The sequence below is a fragment of the Planococcus salinus genome (assembly GCF_003719725.1).
GTDB classification, from domain to species: Bacteria; Bacillota; Bacilli; order Bacillales_A; family Planococcaceae; genus Planococcus; species Planococcus salinus.
On the sequence record NZ_RIAX01000010.1, the window covers coordinates 1 to 15,981 of the forward strand.

A 15,981-nucleotide genomic window follows, 5' to 3' on the forward strand; every position below is an offset into this window, starting at 1 on the left:
CACGTGTTCGTGCAGGCGGGCGACTTTGATCCGCTGTTTTTCGTAGCGGGAAGACCCTTTTGTTCGGTGCGACAAGATCCGCTGTTCTTTTGCCAGTTGTTGTTGTGCCTGCCGGTAGAAACGAGGGTAATTGGCTATCTCACCCTGCTCACTTTCGACATACAGACCATCCATCGCAAAGTCGAGTCCGATGATTTCCGTGATCTCCTTTTCAATCGGTTTATTTTCATATTCTGTCAGTATGGAAATGTGATACTTTCCCGTGGCAGAACGGGAAAGCGTACACGACTTGATGACATGATGGGCCGGAATCTCCCGATGCCGTTTCAGCCTGACGAGTCCGAGTTTCGGTAATTTGATCTGGCTCTCCAAAAGCTGTATATTGCCGTTCACCCGATTTGTCGTATAGGATGGCTTCGCTTTTCGGCTCTTGAACTTCGGAAACTTTGCCCGTCCTGCGAAGAAGTTGGTGTATGCTTTTTGCAGGTTCAGCTGTGCATTTGCCAGCGCTAAACTATCCACTTCCTTCAGCCACTCAAACTCTTTTTTGTATTTGGCGGGTGTCGGAAGTTTCTGTTGTTTCAGCAATCCCTTGTCGTCTTTGAATTGCTCATGGATTTCCTTGCGTTCCGCGAGCATTTTGTTGTATACGAAACGAACACAGCCGAACGTTTTTAGCAGCAGCTGTTCCTGTTCTTTTGTCGGGTACAGACGGAACTTATACGCTTTGTTTGCCATATCAAATCACCTCGCTTTCTTCCTTTGATGATAGCCGGAAAGAAAAAGGAAGACCATTTTGGCTGCGCCAACCGAAATTCATCTCCCCCTTACCGCTGGGCTTCGCCCGTTGCGCGCTTGAAGAGGGAGACTTCTTTCGGGAAACGTTAAACGTTTCAGCACCCGCAAGTTCCCTGATGATTGCCAACACGTCGGAATTGTCCCCGACATATGTGCCATTGTATTCGGCAAGTTTGTCCGAATCCACGTCTTCGATGGACTTGATCGAACTGTTTGCTTCGGCAGAACAGCCTGCAAAAAGCAACAAAGCAGTCAGTAAAATCATCATTTTTCTAAACTTCATTTTATCGCCCCAATTTTCTTTGGTTCTTCTTGCTTTATCATACGGTCCAAGATTCACTTGGTTTCACATAGAGCAGAAGAACCCTTTCCTTCTTTTCTTTCGCTTCAGTTTTTCTTCTGCACAATCGCCACTGTACAGCGGGACACACAGATAAGCCGCTCTTCCTCGTCGATGATTTTGATGTCCCATACCATTGTCGTGCGTCCTTTATGTAAAGGAATGCCAACGGCTGTCACCATGCCGTCCTGCTTGCCGCGTATATGATTCGCATTGATCTCCAGCCCAACAGCCAATTCTTTTTCCTGATCGATCATGTTCCACGTCCCCACACTGGCAACAGTTTCCGCCAGCACCACTGAAGCGCCGCCATGAAGCTGGCCAAATGGCTGATGAGTGGCTGCGTGGACCGGCATGGTAGCCGTCACTTTTTCGGCTGTGATTTCCTGCATTTCAATTCCCAGCACACCTGCAATTGTTTCTTCAACCGGTTTCATTTTCATATCCTTCTTCCTTTCTTTTTTACTGGCGACAGAAAAAGCTCTCAGCCTTTATGGTTTCTCAGCTGAGAGCTCCTCTCTTATCGGCTTCCAGTTTCTGTTTTCTGTTCACGCAACAGGAATTTTTGTATTTTGCCGCTGGCGTTTCTCGGCAACTCGTCCACAAACCGATAGCTCCTCGGCCGCTTGTAGCGAGCCAATTTGTCATTGTTTCTGCAGAATTCCTCCAACTCTTCTTCAGTAAGCGATGGATCTCCGGAGACGATAAAGGCAATCACTGACTCGCCCCATTTTTCATCCGGTACTCCCAGAACCGCAACATCTTTCACCGCTTCATGTTCATGCAGTATATCCTCCACCTCACGTGGATAAATATTTTCCCCACCGCTGATGATCATATCGTCGACGCGGTCTGCCACATACAAATATCCGTCTTCATCCATATAGCCGAGATCGCTGGAGTGATACCAGCTTTTATACAAAGCTTTATCAGACGCTTCCGGCCGGTTAAAATAACCTTCCATCATGCAAGGACCTTTCACGATGATTTCCCCGACTTCCCCCGGTTTCAGGATATCGTCCGGTTCTGACGGCCCGTCTTCACTTGGGCGTACAACACGGATTTCATGATTGTAAGCTGCACGACCCGCGGATCCTGCTTTTGTCAGTTGCTCATCTTCCAGCAGGAATGTAATGGCCGGTCCCATTTCAGTTTGTCCGTATGCCTGAATCAGATCCACGTTCAAAATGTCTTTTACTTTCTTCACAAGAACAGGAGCCATCGGGGCGGCCCCGTATAAACCACGTTGCAGCGTCTGAGCTTTTGATCCGGCCCCTTGCTGCTCTGCCATCATACTCCACATCGTCGGCACCGCAAACATCACCGTCACTTTTTCTTTTTCAATAGTATCGAGCGCCACGACCGGGTCGAATTGGTGCATGATCACACTCGAAGCACCTGCATGCACCCTCGGAATCACACAGCAATGCAGCTCTGCACAGTGGAACATCGGTGCTGTAACCAACCCTACGTCGCTGTTATTGTACTTCATCACATTGATGCAGATCAGGCTTTGTTCCGCCATATCCCGATGACGGTGAATCACTCCTTTCGGGCGGCCCGTGGTTCCACTTGTATACATAATGGCATAGGTATCCGTTTCATCGACTTCGGCCTCAGGTGGTGCAGTGTGAGAACGAGCCACTTCTTCCTGATAACTTTTCGCAAAATCAGGTTTTGCCTCATCGATAAACCAAAATTGAACCGCTGGAAACTCCGGCTGTATTTCGGAAATTGTATTTTTCAACTGATTTTCAAATATGACCACTTTCGGTTCAGCGTCTTTTAAAATGAATGACACTTCTTCCGACTTCAGCCGGAAATTGATCGGATTAAAAATGGCCCCGATCTTGGCACAGGCAAAAAGCGTGGTAGCCAATTCATGATTGTTGAACAAAAATGTCGAGACCCGGTCGCCTTTTCCCACTCCCGCAGCATTCAGGGCATTGGCCAAACGATGGACATCGGCCTGCCATTCCTGATACGTCCAGCGGCGGTTTCTTCTCAAGTCTACAAGCGCTTCTTTTGCAGGATATTTCGTTACTGTCTGATCAAAAATTTCCCCTAATGTCACGTACATATTTTCACCCCTCCGAAATAAATGAATGGTCATTCATTAACTTGCTATATCAATAATGTCAGATAATACGAAATTTTGCAACAACGCACAAACGGATTTTGCTGTATAATGAACACAAATTTCATCCAAAGGAGAGGTTCGATGAACAAAGTACAATTTCAGTTTCACGGCGTGGTATTGTTATACGGCTATTTGCAGCGCCTGTTTGTTTACGGGAACATCAAAGGCATGCTGGACACAAAGCCGGAGGCCGCTGAATGGGATGAGCTTCCACAACATCTTGATCACGTCAGTGCCATCTTTCAAAACTTCGACCGCAAAGCCGGATTGAACATTGACCAGATCAAGCAGGCTTTTACTGCTTACAGAACCGTGGAAGCCATGACGCCTCAAACGTTTCCCGATAAAGAAAAGGCGCCGTTGTCAGAACGTCTGGCAGTAACCGGAGCAGCATTGTATGCAGAAGAATACATAAATACCGGACTCATCCATCTCGGTATGAATTTTGACCCCAAAGTGGAAAAACGCTATCGCCAGCAAGCGGAGCATTATAAAAAAGTGGTAAAAATTATGACGATGCTGGTGGAAAAAACGGCTGAAAAGAAAACGCTGAGCAAAGCGGAAGCTGACCAACTGCAAAAATGGTATCAGACAACCATGGAAAGTGCAGACACAGTAAAAAAGGACATCCGCAGAATCCGCTACTTTCTGAACGGTACCACACCGTAAAAAGCAACAGTCCACAGGCGCTGTTCTGCAGAAAATAACGAACGCCCAAAAGACAGAAAAGGCTGCCGGCCAAGTCTCAAACAGGACTTGGCCGGCAGCCTTTTTCTTTGTTGCTTTGATGGACAAAAATCGTACTATTGCAAGGTTTGGTTTTCGCGCGTCAGCTCTGCTACGCTTTCCTCATATTCTTTAGACAATGTTTCAACGATTTCCTGGATGGTCTCACTCTTGGTGACAGTGGTTACACCATGGCCGGCCGACCAAATATCCCGCCAGGCCTTTACATCCACCAGATGGGACAGATCCACCTCGTCTTTCGGCTTCAAGGTAGCCGGATCAATTCCTTCTTTCAATAAGCTTGGAATCAACACATTGGCATGGACGCCGCTGAATGAGTCGGTATAAAGAATGTCTTCAATTGTTGAATCGATGACCATCTGCTTGTATTCTTCCTGAGCGCTGCTTTCTTCCGCCGCCAGAAAACGCGTCCCCATATAAGCATAATCGGCCCCCATCAATTTCGCAGCTGCCACATCCGCCCCTGTCGACAAGGCTCCTGACAGGATGATGGTGCCTCCGTAAAACTGTTTGACAGCAGCGATGAAAGCGAACGGATTCAACATGCCGCCATGTCCGCCGGCCCCAGCGCACACCAGGATTAACCCATCCACACCGGCCCCGGCCGCTTTTTTCGCATGGCGGACATTTGCAACGTCCGAATAAACCAGACCACCGTAGCTGTGGACGATTTCAATAACTTCGGCTGGAGAACCCAACGAAGTGATGACAATCGGCGGCTGATATTGACGGACCAGCTCCAGATCATCATCAAAGCGCTTGTTTGATTTTTTGTGGCATATCAGATTGACGGCCCACGGTTTGTCACCCAGCGCTTCTTTCACTTCTTTCAGCCATTCGGCACACGTTTCAATCGGCCGGGCATTCAGCAGGGGAAACGAGCCGATGACCCCTGCTTTTCCCGCTTCAATGACCATCCCGGGCGTCGATACCAAAAACATCGGAGCGACAATGACCGGCAACTTAAGCATGTTCAATCACCACCGCAATTCCCTGGCCGCCGCCGATGCAAAGACTGGCTACCGCATACTTTCCGCCACGCTGCTTTAATTCGTACGCGGCAGACAACAAGACCCGTGTTCCACTGGCTCCGACGGGGTGACCAAGTGCAATGGCTCCGCCGTGAACATTTACTTTGCTGCGGTCCAAGCCGAGCTCTTTTTCAACCGCCAAATATTGGGCGGCGAATGCCTCATTGATTTCGATCAAGTCAATGTCTTCAAGAGTTAACTGGGCTCTCTCCAATGCCTGCCGGATTGCCGGGACCGGTCCGATGCCCATGACATTTGGATCCACTCCTGCCACTCCCCAGGAAACAATACGGGCGATTGGATTCAAGCCATGCTTTTTGACTGCTGCTTCTCCCGCCACTACAACTGATGCCGCCCCGTCATTAATCCCTGAGGCATTGCCAGCAGTAACGGTTCCTTCTTTTTTAAATGCCGGACGAAGCTTCGCAAGCGCTTCTTTACTGGCATCAGGCTTCACATGCTCATCCGTATCAATGAGCTGTGTACCTTTTCTGGTTTTCACTTCCACACCCACGATTTCTTCTGCAAACACACCGTTTTCAATCGCTTTGGCTGCCCGCTGATTTGACTCGACCGCATAGGCGTCCTGCTCTTCCCTGGAAATGTCGTATCTTTCTGCCAGATTTTCCGCAGTCACTCCCATGCCGTTGCCGGTATATTGATCTGTCAGAGTAGCCGTCAGCATATCTTCAAATTTCATATCACCCATTTTTGGAGCCCCGAACCGCTGCTTGAAATTTGAGTAGGGTGACATTGACATGTTCTCTGTACCGCCAGCCAACACCAAATCCGCTTCACCGAGTTTGATGTACTGTGCCGCCGAAACGACGGACTGTGCTCCGGAGCCGCATAATCTGTTCAAAGTCAAAGCGGGCACCTCAATCGGAACTCCTGCCTTCAACCCGATATGGCGTGCCAAGTAAGCGGCGTTTACATTGGAATGAATAACGTTGCCATAAATGACATGATCAATTGATTCCGCTTTTACATTCGAGCGTTTCAGTGCCTCCACGGCCGTTGCCGTCCCCAGTTCCGTGGCATCCATCTTGGCAAAAGAACCTCCGAACGCGGTGAATGCTGTTCTGGCTCCATCTACTATATATACATTGCTCATTCCGATTTCCCCTTTCACAATTAGATCTTTTGTCTTTTTTATAACCCATTAATTATCTGAAAATTCTTATCTAAAGATATCTTAACGATATTTATTTTGGATTGCAATGGTTTTCAAAAGAGGAAAACAGCGGAAGAACAGAATTATCTTTTAATTATAATCATTATTAATAAGAATTGATTTCAAATTAAATAATGGTATGATAGATACTGTAGTGCTTTTACATAAAAAATGAGAATGAGGTGTTCGATTCATGAGTACAGACAAAAAAGCTCTAACTACCAGCTGGGGTGCCCCAGTCGGAGACAACCAAAACTCGCAGACAGCCGGACAGCGCGGACCGGTCCTATTGCAGGATGTTCATCTTCTTGAAAAACTGGCGCATTTCAACAGAGAACGCGTACCTGAGCGTGTCGTTCACGCAAAAGGCGCCGGCGCCCACGGTTATTTTGAAGTCACACAGGACGTGACGAAATATACGAAAGCCGCTTTTCTTTCCGAGGTCGGCAAAAAGACGGATCTGTTTGCCCGCTTCTCCACAGTAGCTGGTGAAAACGGTTCTGCAGATACAGTTCGTGACCCTCGCGGATTTGCTTTGAAATTCTACACAGAAGAAGGAAATTATGACCTAGTCGGAAACAACACGCCGATTTTCTTTATCCAGGATGCGATTAAATTCCCTGACTTTATCCATACACAAAAACGCGACCCAAAAACGCATTTGAAAAACCCTAACGCAGTGTGGGATTTCTGGTCATTGTCACCTGAATCCTTGCACCAAGTGACTTACTTGATGGGCGACCGCGGGATTCCTGCAACACTTCGCCACATGCACGGTTTCGGAAGCCACACATTCAAATGGACCAACGCTGAAGGCGTATCCCACTGGGTGAAATACCACTTCCTGACTGAACAGGGCATCAAGAACATCACACAGGATGTAGCTGACAAAATTGCCGGCGAAAACCCTGATTTCCATACAGAAGACTTGTTCAACTCCATTGAAGAAGGCGACTTCCCGGCTTGGAAAATGTATGTACAAATCATGCCTTTGGAAGATGCGAACACGTATCGCTTCGACCCATTCGATGTAACAAAAACATGGTCACACAAAGATTACCCGTTAATCGAAGTTGGCCGCATGGTGCTTGACCGCAACCCTGAGAACTATTTTGCAGAAGTTGAGCAGGCAACATTCTCTCCTGGCACATTGGTTCCCGGCATCGACGTATCACCGGACAAAATGCTGCAGGGCCGCTTGTTCGCTTATCATGATGCGCATCGCTACCGTGTAGGCGCCAACCACCAGATGCTGCCGATCAACGCAGCGAAAAACCAAGTAAACAACTACCAGCGCGACGGCCAAATGAACTTTGGCAAAAATGGCGGCGGTTCTGTTTACTACGAACCGAACAGCTTTAACGGACCTGCAGAAGAGGCAGCTGCAAAACCAGCACCTCTTGAAGTATCGGGCGTTACCGATTCAGTACCTTATTTCAAAGAAGATTATTACACACAACCAGGGGATCTATATCGCCTGCAAAGTCCGGAAGAGCAAGAACGCCTTGTAGCCACTTTTGTGGGCGGACTGAGTGCCGTAACATATGACCACATCAAACTTCGCATGATCGATCACTTGTACAAAGCGGATGCGGATTTCGGTACCCGCGTTGCAGAAGGCCTTGGCATGGAAGTTCCTGGTCTTGCAGGTGCAAACTGATCAAGTTTGACAGCTGATAATATCACCTTGCTATTCTCAATTAGCAGCCACCCTTAAACTGGGCTGGCTGCTTTTTTTATAGTACTGAAAAGCTGCTGTCCATAATTGACCACCAAAAAAGAAGGACAGCCGATTTGGCGCCCTTCCTTTTTTTACTTTCTTTCTATAATTTCTTTTCAATTCGCATCGCTATATCTTTGCCGTTTTGGATGCACGCTCCAATGCCGACACCGTAATAGGAAGCACCAGCCAGGAAAACATCAGGGACAATTTCGTCCATTTTTCCCTCTAAGGCATCGACGGATGCTTTATGTCCCATATGATAATTGGGCATGAGATTTTTCCAGTCGGTCACTTCTACAGTTTCCGGCTTTGCTTGGATGTTCAGGCTTTTCCGGATATCTCCCAGTGCGGCTTCGACCAATTGTTCCTGGGGCAGATCTTTCAGTTTCTCATAAGAAGGATTGGAACTTTTGTAAAACAAGCGGACGAGCAAATTTTGCGCCTGCGAAGTATGCGTCCACTTCCGGCTCGTCCATGTACAGGCGTTGCAGAGTATATCGTTGTTTTCCGACACGATAAAACCCGTCCCATCAGCAGGCAGCTGTGCGTCCGGCAGGGAAAAGCCAAGATAAACACTGATCAGCGTCGAGTTTTTAAAACTGCTGAAGTCATTATCCAATGCCGGCTGCTGAAGTATTTCCTGTGCCGTATTATGGGGAACCGCCAGGATCACATAATCTGCTTTCATGGTCTCACCATTATCCAAATGGATTTCATATTGACCGTTCGTTTTCGTCAGGCCTGTTGTGCCGACTCCTTTGAGAATGGTCGTGTCCTCCAGTTTTTCCTCCAAGCGATCGATCAGCACGCCCATTCCTTCGTCAAAGGAAATGAATTTCTTATTCGATGCGCCCTGGAAGCGCTTTTTGTTTGCTTCCAAGCCTTTGATAATGCTGCCGTATTCATTTTTATAATCCACTAAATACGGCAACGTGGAAGCAAGTGTTAAATCGTATAAATCTCCTGAATACACACCGGACAGGACCGGCGCGATTTGGTTGTTGACCAGTTCTTTTCCCAGAAAAGCCTCCAGAAATTCACCGATTGAACTGTCGCGTGTAAACCGGTCATTTGGCGTATCAAAATCCTTCAACGCTTCTTTTTTCCCTTGCTCAGAAACAAGTGTGGAACTGAACAAGGCCTCTTTGCTCATCGGAATACCGAAAATCGTATCAGCCGGGATGGCGTGCAGTTTGTTGTTGGTATATAAATACGAAATGCCTGTCGCATTATAGACAAGACGGTCTTCCAACTGCAATTCCTCAATCAAAGGCATGACACTTTCGTTCCGTGCCACGATGGAATCCGCTCCCGTTTCCATGATGAATCCTTTGTCTTTCACCGTCCGGATTTTCCCGCCCAGCTGTTCTTCTTTTTCAATGAGCAGCAAGTCCAAATCCAGATTTTTTTCTTTTTTTAACTTCTGTATATAATGCATCGCTGAAAGGCCTGTGATGCCTCCCCCGATGACCACGACTGTTTTCACTGCTATCCACTCCTTACTCTTCTCTTCATTTTACCAACAATTCCGTTAGACAACAGGAGGGATTTTGTCTTTTTCTAAACGCTTTTGTTGCGTTTTGACTTTCAGACTGGTTTTATTAGGAGAGAAGCTTAGTTATGAAGGAGAGAATCGCCATGAAAAACGCAATCGATCAAAATATTATCGAGAGACGGTCAATCAAGAAATTCAAGACTGATGCTGTCGACGTGGAAGAAATCATCGAATTATTGAATGTCGCCAAATGGGCGCCAAACCATACAGTGAACGAACCCTGGCGTTTCCAGCTGTACACGGGCGCCGGCAAAGAAAAGTTCGTTCGGGCGTTTATCGACGCCATGCCGAAAGAAGATGGCGAGACGCCGCAGAAAGTATTGAACAAAGCACAATATTTCCGGGATATCCCATTGCACCTGGTGGTCATCATGCCGGAAGACCCTCGCCAAAGAAGATGGGATGAAGATTACGGAGCCATATCGTCGCTGATCCAAAACTTCCAGCTGGCTGCCTGGGAACGGGGCATCGGCATGATTTGGCGGTCAAACGACTGGATCTACAACCCGATTTTCAGAGACGCAATCGGTGTGGCTCCAGGTGAAAAAGTTGTGGCCACATTGATGATCGGTTATCCGAAACATGTGCCTGAAAAACGGGAACGGACCGATATCCGCGAAAAATTGACGATTATCGAGGAATGACCCTGAGATTCAGAGTTATTTTCTTTTGGACAACTGAAATTTTTCAAAAAAAGATGGCGCCGTTTGTGGCGCCATCTTTTTTCTTATTGAATTTCCGACATTGCCCCGACCGCTCCAGAAAACTCCCCGTTTTCCAGAAACAACGGCGTAGCCCCTCTCAAGATCGTATAGCTTTCCACGACTTCCTTCAGCAGGGGGTTATGGATAAACGAAGAGCCGATATAGATGATGATATCCACATCACATTGTTTCGCCGCCTGCACACTGACTGTACTGACCGTTTCGCCGACCAGGCCGACGACGGCTGCCAGCAACTCTTCTTTGGTTAATTCCCCGCAAGCAGTGAAAAGATGATTGCCGAAATTGCTGGCTGTCAATTCACCGGGAATTGGTGGTTCTTTTCCTTCATAAATATGTTTTACTTTCAAATCCACACGGTCCCGTGAACCACTTCCCGCCAATTCTACAATTTCTTCAAAGTCGGTTACACCAGTCAGGAGACGGGACAAGCCGATCAACGTTCCGCCCCCAACACCACTGCCTCCGAGACGCACTTGCTCATTGGACTGAATGCAGTGGATGGAAGTTCCGGTGCCGACATTGGTCACAAGATATTCCTTTTCTTCGCGTTTCATCCGGTCCAAAAGGAATTGGACCCCGTGATGAGTAGCCTCAAATTCCACCATTTCCTTCGCTTTTTTATCCAGCAAAGAAAGAAGGACTCCGGACTTGCCGCCGGTCACACAAACTTTGCTGTTGTCCAAACCATTCACCCAGGCAGCGACCTTTTCGATTTCTGCAACGGGGTATTTAACGAACTGGAGCACTCCTTTTTCGGTGTAGGCTACTTTGATCAAGGTGCCGCCCGCATCTATTCCGACAATCATATTTACACCCACTCTTTCTTGCACATTACTTTTCAGAACACCCGCATATTTCTTTGCACGATAAAATTCTATCACAGTCCTTCTCAAAGAAGTTCAGAAACAGCCTGTGCACACTTGCTGCTCTTATTTCTTATGTATCCAGAAAGTTTTTACCGACCAATTCTTTGGAATGAAGGATAAATTCCTGCACAAGTTTAACGCTGTTTTCCAAATCCGCCAGGTCCACAATCTCAATCGGGGAATGTGTATAGCGGGAAGGAATCGAAACCACCCCGGAAGATACGCCCGTGGAAGTCATATGGATGGCACCTGCATCCGTGCCGATTCCCATAAAGATTTCCTGCTGGTAAGGGATGTTCTTTTCAACAGCCACTTTTTCGAGCAGACCTGACACAAGGGGATGCGCAATCAGCGAGCGGTCTGCAATTTTAATGCAGGGGCCGGCTCCCAGTTTTCTGGTCCCTGTCATCAATACGTCATGCGTATCGCTTGTCGGCGTCGTATCGATGGCCAGTGCAAAGTCCGGATGAAACTTCGGAGAAAGGACAGAGGCTCCTCTGAGACCAACTTCTTCCTGTACTGTAAAAACGAAATGAACATCGCCGTGTGAAAGGTCCGGATTTTGCCGGAAGTTTTGAATCAGTTGAATCAGCAGCGCGCATCCTGCCCGGTCATCAAGCCCTTTGCCGACGACGCGATTGCGCTTTTTGTCTCCCACCAGTTTCAGTTCACTGCCGTAACTGACCGGCTGTCCGACTTTGACACCCATTTCGAGTACTTCTTCTTTTGATGACGCCCCTATATCAATATACATGTCACGGTGTGACGCAATCCGTTTCGGATCGTCCCATTTTGCGTAATGGGCAGACAGCGTGCCGATCACTCCATTTACATACCCTTCCGCTCCTTTGACCGTTACCGGTTGCGCCAGCAGAATGCGGTTGTCAAAACCGCCGAGTTGTTCAAAACGAAGTGTTCCGTTGTCTTCAATTTTCTTCACGACAAAACCGATTTCGTCCGCATGGGCGGCCAGCAGGATGGACGGCATCTCTGCATCCGTTGCTTTGATGGTAGCAATAACATTTCCTAATGCATCAACTTCCACTTCGTCCACTTTATCTGCCACTTCATTTACTATGTATCGCTGAACATCCTGTTCAAAACCGCTTGGTCCTACTTTTTCACATAATTCTTTCAATAATTGATACAATTCAACCACTCCAGTCTTTTGTTCCTGTTCGACTGCAGGAACGATTGGTTTAACTTGTCCGGTTTTTACCACTATGTAAGCAGACCTTATTAATTATAAAGATTTCTCCGCTGAATATCCATGAAATCATTCATTTTTCTAAATAGAACGATAACTTAAAATGCCAAACAAGCCGCTCTTAGGTTCCGGTAAGGCGGCTTGTTCACGGTTCTCTCTTTACTTGTGTAGTCATAATTACGCCGGCAATGACCAGCAGCGCACCGAGTATGTGCATGGAGGTGATGGTTTCACCCAGCCAGAAGTATGCACCAGCCATTGTCGCGACGGGAAGGAAATTCAAAAATACCGAAGCACGGGAAGCCCCCAACAGGCCCACTGCCCGGTTGTAGAGGAGCAAGGCAATAAAAGAAGGGAATATCCCCAAATACAGCAGGCCTGCAACAAGACCCGGCGCTTCAGCCAGCAGCTGAATGGAAAAGCCGGTCATATACCACTCGATCAGAACCAGTGGCCCCAGTACCAGCAGCGAAATGCCGGTCATCACGAGAAGCGCGCCGTAGGAAGGAAATAAATGCATATATTGTTTGACTGTAATGGAATAGACCGCCCAGCAAATGATGGCTCCAACCATGATGCCGTCCCCTGCGTTCCATGGCATTGCAGCGACTTGGAAAATGCGCCCGTCCATGACAACCCAGACCGAGCCCAGTAAAGACACAAGGATTCCCAACCATTGGATGCCGCGCAACTGTTCTTTCAGGACCACTGCGCTCATCAGCGCAGTAGCTGCCGGTATGACCGCTTCCAGCACGGAAGCGTTGGTGGCCGTAGTAAATTGTAAGGCTCCATAAAGAAAGGCATTAAAGAAAGCAATACCGGTCAGCGTCATCAACAGAAATGGTTTTTTGTAATGGATAAATGTGCTTTTATACTGCCAGGCGCTGCGGAATCCGAGTGGAAACAAGACGATAAAAGCGATCAGCAGGCGGAAAAAGGATATGGTGACAGGCGGCAAATCATTGACTGCTTTGCCGACCAGGATATTACCGGCATAGAACACAACCACTAATATCAACAGAACATATGGATGGCTGATACTGCACCTTCTTTCTCAAGCCGGCTGCTGCAGATTGCCGGCTATTTGACTTCTGGTTTCGTTTCCTGGTTAATGCCGAAGGAAGAATTGAACAGCTTAAACAACTGCTCAAATTTGCTGACAATATCAAGTGCCAACAGTCCGTTTCCTTCCGCTGTTTTCGGATAACCGAGAGGGACCGTTCTGCGCACAAGCTGGGCATACAATTCCCCTTCTGTCAGTTTTCTCTGAAATTCAGCTTCTGCAATGTTTCGGAGCAATGCCAGAGCCCCCGAGATATGGGGTGTCGCCATTGACGTTCCGGACAATGTAGCGTATTTGCCGCCGGGATAGGCGGAGTAGATATTGACACCGGGCGCCACCAAGTCGACTTCGTTATTGGTATTGCTGAAAGAAGCGATTTTCTTATTGAAATCAACAGCCCCCACCTGGATCACTTCTCCATAAGCACCCGGATAGGCGTATTCATCGGTTTCCGGGCTCGCATCTCCTTCGTTGCCTGCGGCACAGACCACCGGGATACCGGCATCCACCGCCCGTTTTACAGCTTTATACAGTTCCGGAACATCCGTCGGTCCACCAAGCGACATGGAAATGACACTGGTTTTTTCACCGTTCGGTCCTTCCCAATCCAATGCATAGTGGATGCCGTTGATGATGCTGGTGTAATCACCACCACCTTCACCGCTCAGCACTTTTAAAATCAGCAGTTTCGCTTCCGGGGCGACTCCCGCAATGCCGCCACCTTTTCTCAAAGAAGCCGCCGCTGTACCGGCCACGTGCGTCCCATGGCCATTGTTATCGTCATAGTTTTCTTCATCCGAGTCATAATCCGGTGTGAAATTCCGGCCGCCGATAATCCGGTCCTTTAAATCAGGATGATCCGGCTGACATCCAGTGTCCAGTATAGCGATGACATTGCCTTTTCCTTTTTCTGCCGCTTCCCAGACTTCCGGTGCCTGGATCATCCTCACCCCTTCCGGAATCTGTGGAGCCACAGCGTGAATTGCCTCAATACGATAAGGAATCAAATGCATATAACTCATCCGTTTTCCCCTCCTTTTACTTTATTTTACCATTAATGCTTTCATTCACTGAATAGTTAGAAACCATAAATCTTTTCAATTTCTCCGGGTTTCAGTTTTTCAGCAATTGCATTCGCTGGTTGAATAAAGTCGGATAGGACAAAAACCCGAGCATGATGCTGGTGACCGCTGCAGTGGTCAGCAGCAAAAATAAAATGAGCAGCTGGAACTGAACAGCTTGAATCGGATCTGCACCGGCAATAATCTGGCCGCTCATCATACCGGGCAGCTGCACGAGGCCGACTGTTTTTTGGCTTTCGATGGTCGGAATCATACTGGCTTTGATCGAATCGATCAATTGTTTGTGGATTGCCTGTTTCGGGGTACCGCCAAGAGACAAGATCAGTTCGGTTGCTTCCTGATTTGACTCTACTTCCGCCGTAAACCGATTCAGGAAGAGAATCGATAAAACCATTGAATTCCCAATGACCATCCCGCTGATAGAGATGATGTACTGGGCTGTTGGGGGGGTAATCTGGAATCCGAGTAAGATGCTTTGTGTCAGCACTTCAACAAACACCAATGTGACGGCAACTTTCCATGTGATCCCTTTAATCGCCGCACCCTTTTTCTGAGCATTATGCGTGGCCGCCACAATCATCAGCGTCACCATTAAAAAGATATACACAAGACTTTCCGATTCAAAGACGAACTTCAGCACATATCCAATCAGCAATAATTGGATGATGGAACGGATCGTCGCGATGATGGTGTCTTTTTCCAGTCCCAGGTTGAGGGTTTTTGACAATAAGAGGGGGATGACGACGAAGATGAGCGTAATCGATAATGTTAAATAGCTCATTTCTCTTCCCCCTTCACAAATCGTTTTACTTTGTCATTTGTCGGGTTTTCCAATAAGCTGCTTTCGCCACTTTCCATTACTTCCCCTTCCATCATCACCCAGGTAAAATCACCGATTTCCAACGCCTGTTGGAGGTTGTGCGTAATCCAAATGATGGTTGTCCCGTATTTTCTGTTGATATGAACAATGAGTTCTTCAATTTCCTTCATCGATTTTCTGTCGAGAGAAGAAGTGATTTCATCCAACAGCAAAATCTCCGGTTTATTGACCAGCGTTCGGGCAATTGAAACTTTCTGCCGTTGCCCACCCGACAAATCGCTTACTTTGCGCTGCAAAAAACTTTTGTCGAGTCCGACATCCTCCACCAATTGCACAGCTTCCGTTTCGGGCAGCTTACGGCCCCGCAGTTCCATTGGCAAGTTCAGGTTATCGTAGACGGTGCCACTGATCATCGGTGCGCTTTGCAAAGCCAGCCCGACAAGCCGCCGCAGTTCAATCGGATCATAGTCCTCGATCGGTTTCCCTTTGATATAAATCACGCCGCTGTCCGGAGAGAGCAGTCCGTTGCACAGCTTTAATAAAGTGGTCTTTCCCGCTCCTGAAGGTCCGACCAGTGTAGTGATTTTCCCTTCCGGAAAAGACCCTGTAACCCCTTTTACTATATGTACAGCTTTCGTCGAAAAATCCACTTGGTTGAAATGCACAGCCGGTTTGTAACTGGTCGTCATGTTCTTCACTTCCTTTCAAAA

Annotated in this window: 16 protein-coding genes; 3 read left to right on the top strand and 13 right to left on the bottom strand. The window is 47.7% G+C overall.

The window, feature by feature from the left end:
• The 4 genes from EEX84_RS12580 to EEX84_RS12590 all read right to left on the bottom strand — a co-directional run.
• Nucleotides 1-738, bottom strand: a 738-nt coding sequence (locus EEX84_RS12580) for an RNA-guided endonuclease TnpB family protein (protein WP_148039026.1), incomplete at its 3' end; no start/stop codon positions are given.
• A 1-nt stretch (nucleotide 739) separates the two neighbouring features.
• On the bottom strand, nucleotides 740-1,081 hold the full coding sequence (locus EEX84_RS16530) for a hypothetical protein (RefSeq protein WP_158599126.1): 342 nt from the start codon (nucleotides 1,079-1,081) through the stop codon (nucleotides 740-742).
• Nucleotides 1,082-1,185: 104 nt separating this feature from the next.
• Nucleotides 1,186-1,581: a hotdog fold thioesterase gene (locus EEX84_RS12585; RefSeq protein ID WP_123166010.1), complete on the bottom strand. Its 396-nt coding sequence runs from the start codon at nucleotides 1,579-1,581 to the stop codon at nucleotides 1,186-1,188.
• A 77-nt stretch (nucleotides 1,582-1,658) separates the two neighbouring features.
• Nucleotides 1,659-3,218, bottom strand: coding sequence for a fatty acid--CoA ligase (locus EEX84_RS12590; RefSeq protein WP_123166011.1), 1,560 nt, complete (start codon nucleotides 3,216-3,218; stop codon nucleotides 1,659-1,661).
• A gap of 141 nt (nucleotides 3,219-3,359) precedes the next feature.
• Between EEX84_RS12590 and EEX84_RS12595 the strand changes: the two genes are divergently transcribed.
• Nucleotides 3,360-3,947 carry a hypothetical protein gene (locus EEX84_RS12595; RefSeq protein ID WP_123166012.1) on the top strand — a complete coding sequence of 196 codons (588 nt, stop codon included), beginning with the start codon at nucleotides 3,360-3,362 and terminating at the stop codon, nucleotides 3,945-3,947.
• A gap of 134 nt (nucleotides 3,948-4,081) precedes the next feature.
• Here the strand turns inward: EEX84_RS12595 and EEX84_RS12600 are convergent, their stop codons facing one another.
• Both EEX84_RS12600 and EEX84_RS12605 read right to left on the bottom strand, forming a co-directional pair.
• Complete coding sequence (locus EEX84_RS12600) at nucleotides 4,082-4,996, bottom strand: NAD(P)H-dependent flavin oxidoreductase (protein ID WP_123166013.1); 915 nt, start codon at nucleotides 4,994-4,996, stop codon at nucleotides 4,082-4,084.
• Nucleotides 4,989-6,170, bottom strand: coding sequence for an acetyl-CoA C-acetyltransferase (locus EEX84_RS12605; RefSeq protein ID WP_123166014.1), 1,182 nt, complete (start codon nucleotides 6,168-6,170; stop codon nucleotides 4,989-4,991). Before EEX84_RS12605 ends, EEX84_RS12600 begins: the two co-directional genes overlap by 8 nt.
• 253 nt (nucleotides 6,171-6,423) lie before the next feature.
• On the opposite strand from EEX84_RS12605, the gene katA reads away from it, so the two are divergent.
• Nucleotides 6,424-7,890, top strand: a complete 1,467-nt coding sequence (katA, locus tag EEX84_RS12610) for a catalase KatA (RefSeq protein WP_123166015.1) — start codon at nucleotides 6,424-6,426, stop codon at nucleotides 7,888-7,890.
• A gap of 163 nt (nucleotides 7,891-8,053) precedes the next feature.
• Here katA and EEX84_RS12615 read toward each other — a convergent pair whose 3' ends face one another.
• Entirely contained in the window at nucleotides 8,054-9,439 is a 1,386-nt protein-coding gene (locus EEX84_RS12615) for a protoporphyrinogen oxidase (protein WP_123166016.1), read from the bottom strand.
• 152 nt (nucleotides 9,440-9,591) lie between these two features.
• Between EEX84_RS12615 and EEX84_RS12620 the strand changes: the two genes are divergently transcribed.
• A complete protein-coding gene (locus EEX84_RS12620) occupies nucleotides 9,592-10,152 on the top strand; it encodes a nitroreductase family protein (protein ID WP_123166017.1) in 561 nt (186 codons plus the stop codon).
• Between the two features lie 83 nt (nucleotides 10,153-10,235).
• Here EEX84_RS12620 and coaW read toward each other — a convergent pair whose 3' ends face one another.
• From coaW to EEX84_RS12650, 6 genes are all read right to left on the bottom strand, one after another.
• On the bottom strand, nucleotides 10,236-11,039 hold the full coding sequence (gene coaW, locus EEX84_RS12625) for a type II pantothenate kinase (protein WP_123166136.1): 804 nt from the start codon (nucleotides 11,037-11,039) through the stop codon (nucleotides 10,236-10,238).
• A gap of 130 nt (nucleotides 11,040-11,169) precedes the next feature.
• Complete coding sequence (locus EEX84_RS12630; protein WP_123166137.1) at nucleotides 11,170-12,249, bottom strand: M42 family metallopeptidase; 1,080 nt, start codon at nucleotides 12,247-12,249, stop codon at nucleotides 11,170-11,172.
• Nucleotides 12,250-12,451: 202 nt separating this feature from the next.
• A complete protein-coding gene (locus EEX84_RS12635; protein WP_240033979.1) occupies nucleotides 12,452-13,324 on the bottom strand; it encodes a DMT family transporter in 873 nt (290 codons plus the stop codon).
• Between the two features lie 62 nt (nucleotides 13,325-13,386).
• Complete coding sequence (locus EEX84_RS12640; RefSeq protein WP_123166019.1) at nucleotides 13,387-14,391, bottom strand: S8 family peptidase; 1,005 nt, start codon at nucleotides 14,389-14,391, stop codon at nucleotides 13,387-13,389.
• A 91-nt stretch (nucleotides 14,392-14,482) separates the two neighbouring features.
• The gene (locus tag EEX84_RS12645) at nucleotides 14,483-15,232 is read right to left on the bottom strand and encodes an ABC transporter permease (RefSeq protein ID WP_123166020.1); all 750 of its coding nucleotides are present in this window, start codon (nucleotides 15,230-15,232) and stop codon (nucleotides 14,483-14,485) included.
• Nucleotides 15,229-15,960, bottom strand: a complete 732-nt coding sequence (locus EEX84_RS12650) for an ABC transporter ATP-binding protein (RefSeq protein WP_123166021.1) — start codon at nucleotides 15,958-15,960, stop codon at nucleotides 15,229-15,231. Before EEX84_RS12650 ends, EEX84_RS12645 begins: the two co-directional genes overlap by 4 nt.
• Between the last annotated feature and the right edge of the window lie 21 nt (nucleotides 15,961-15,981).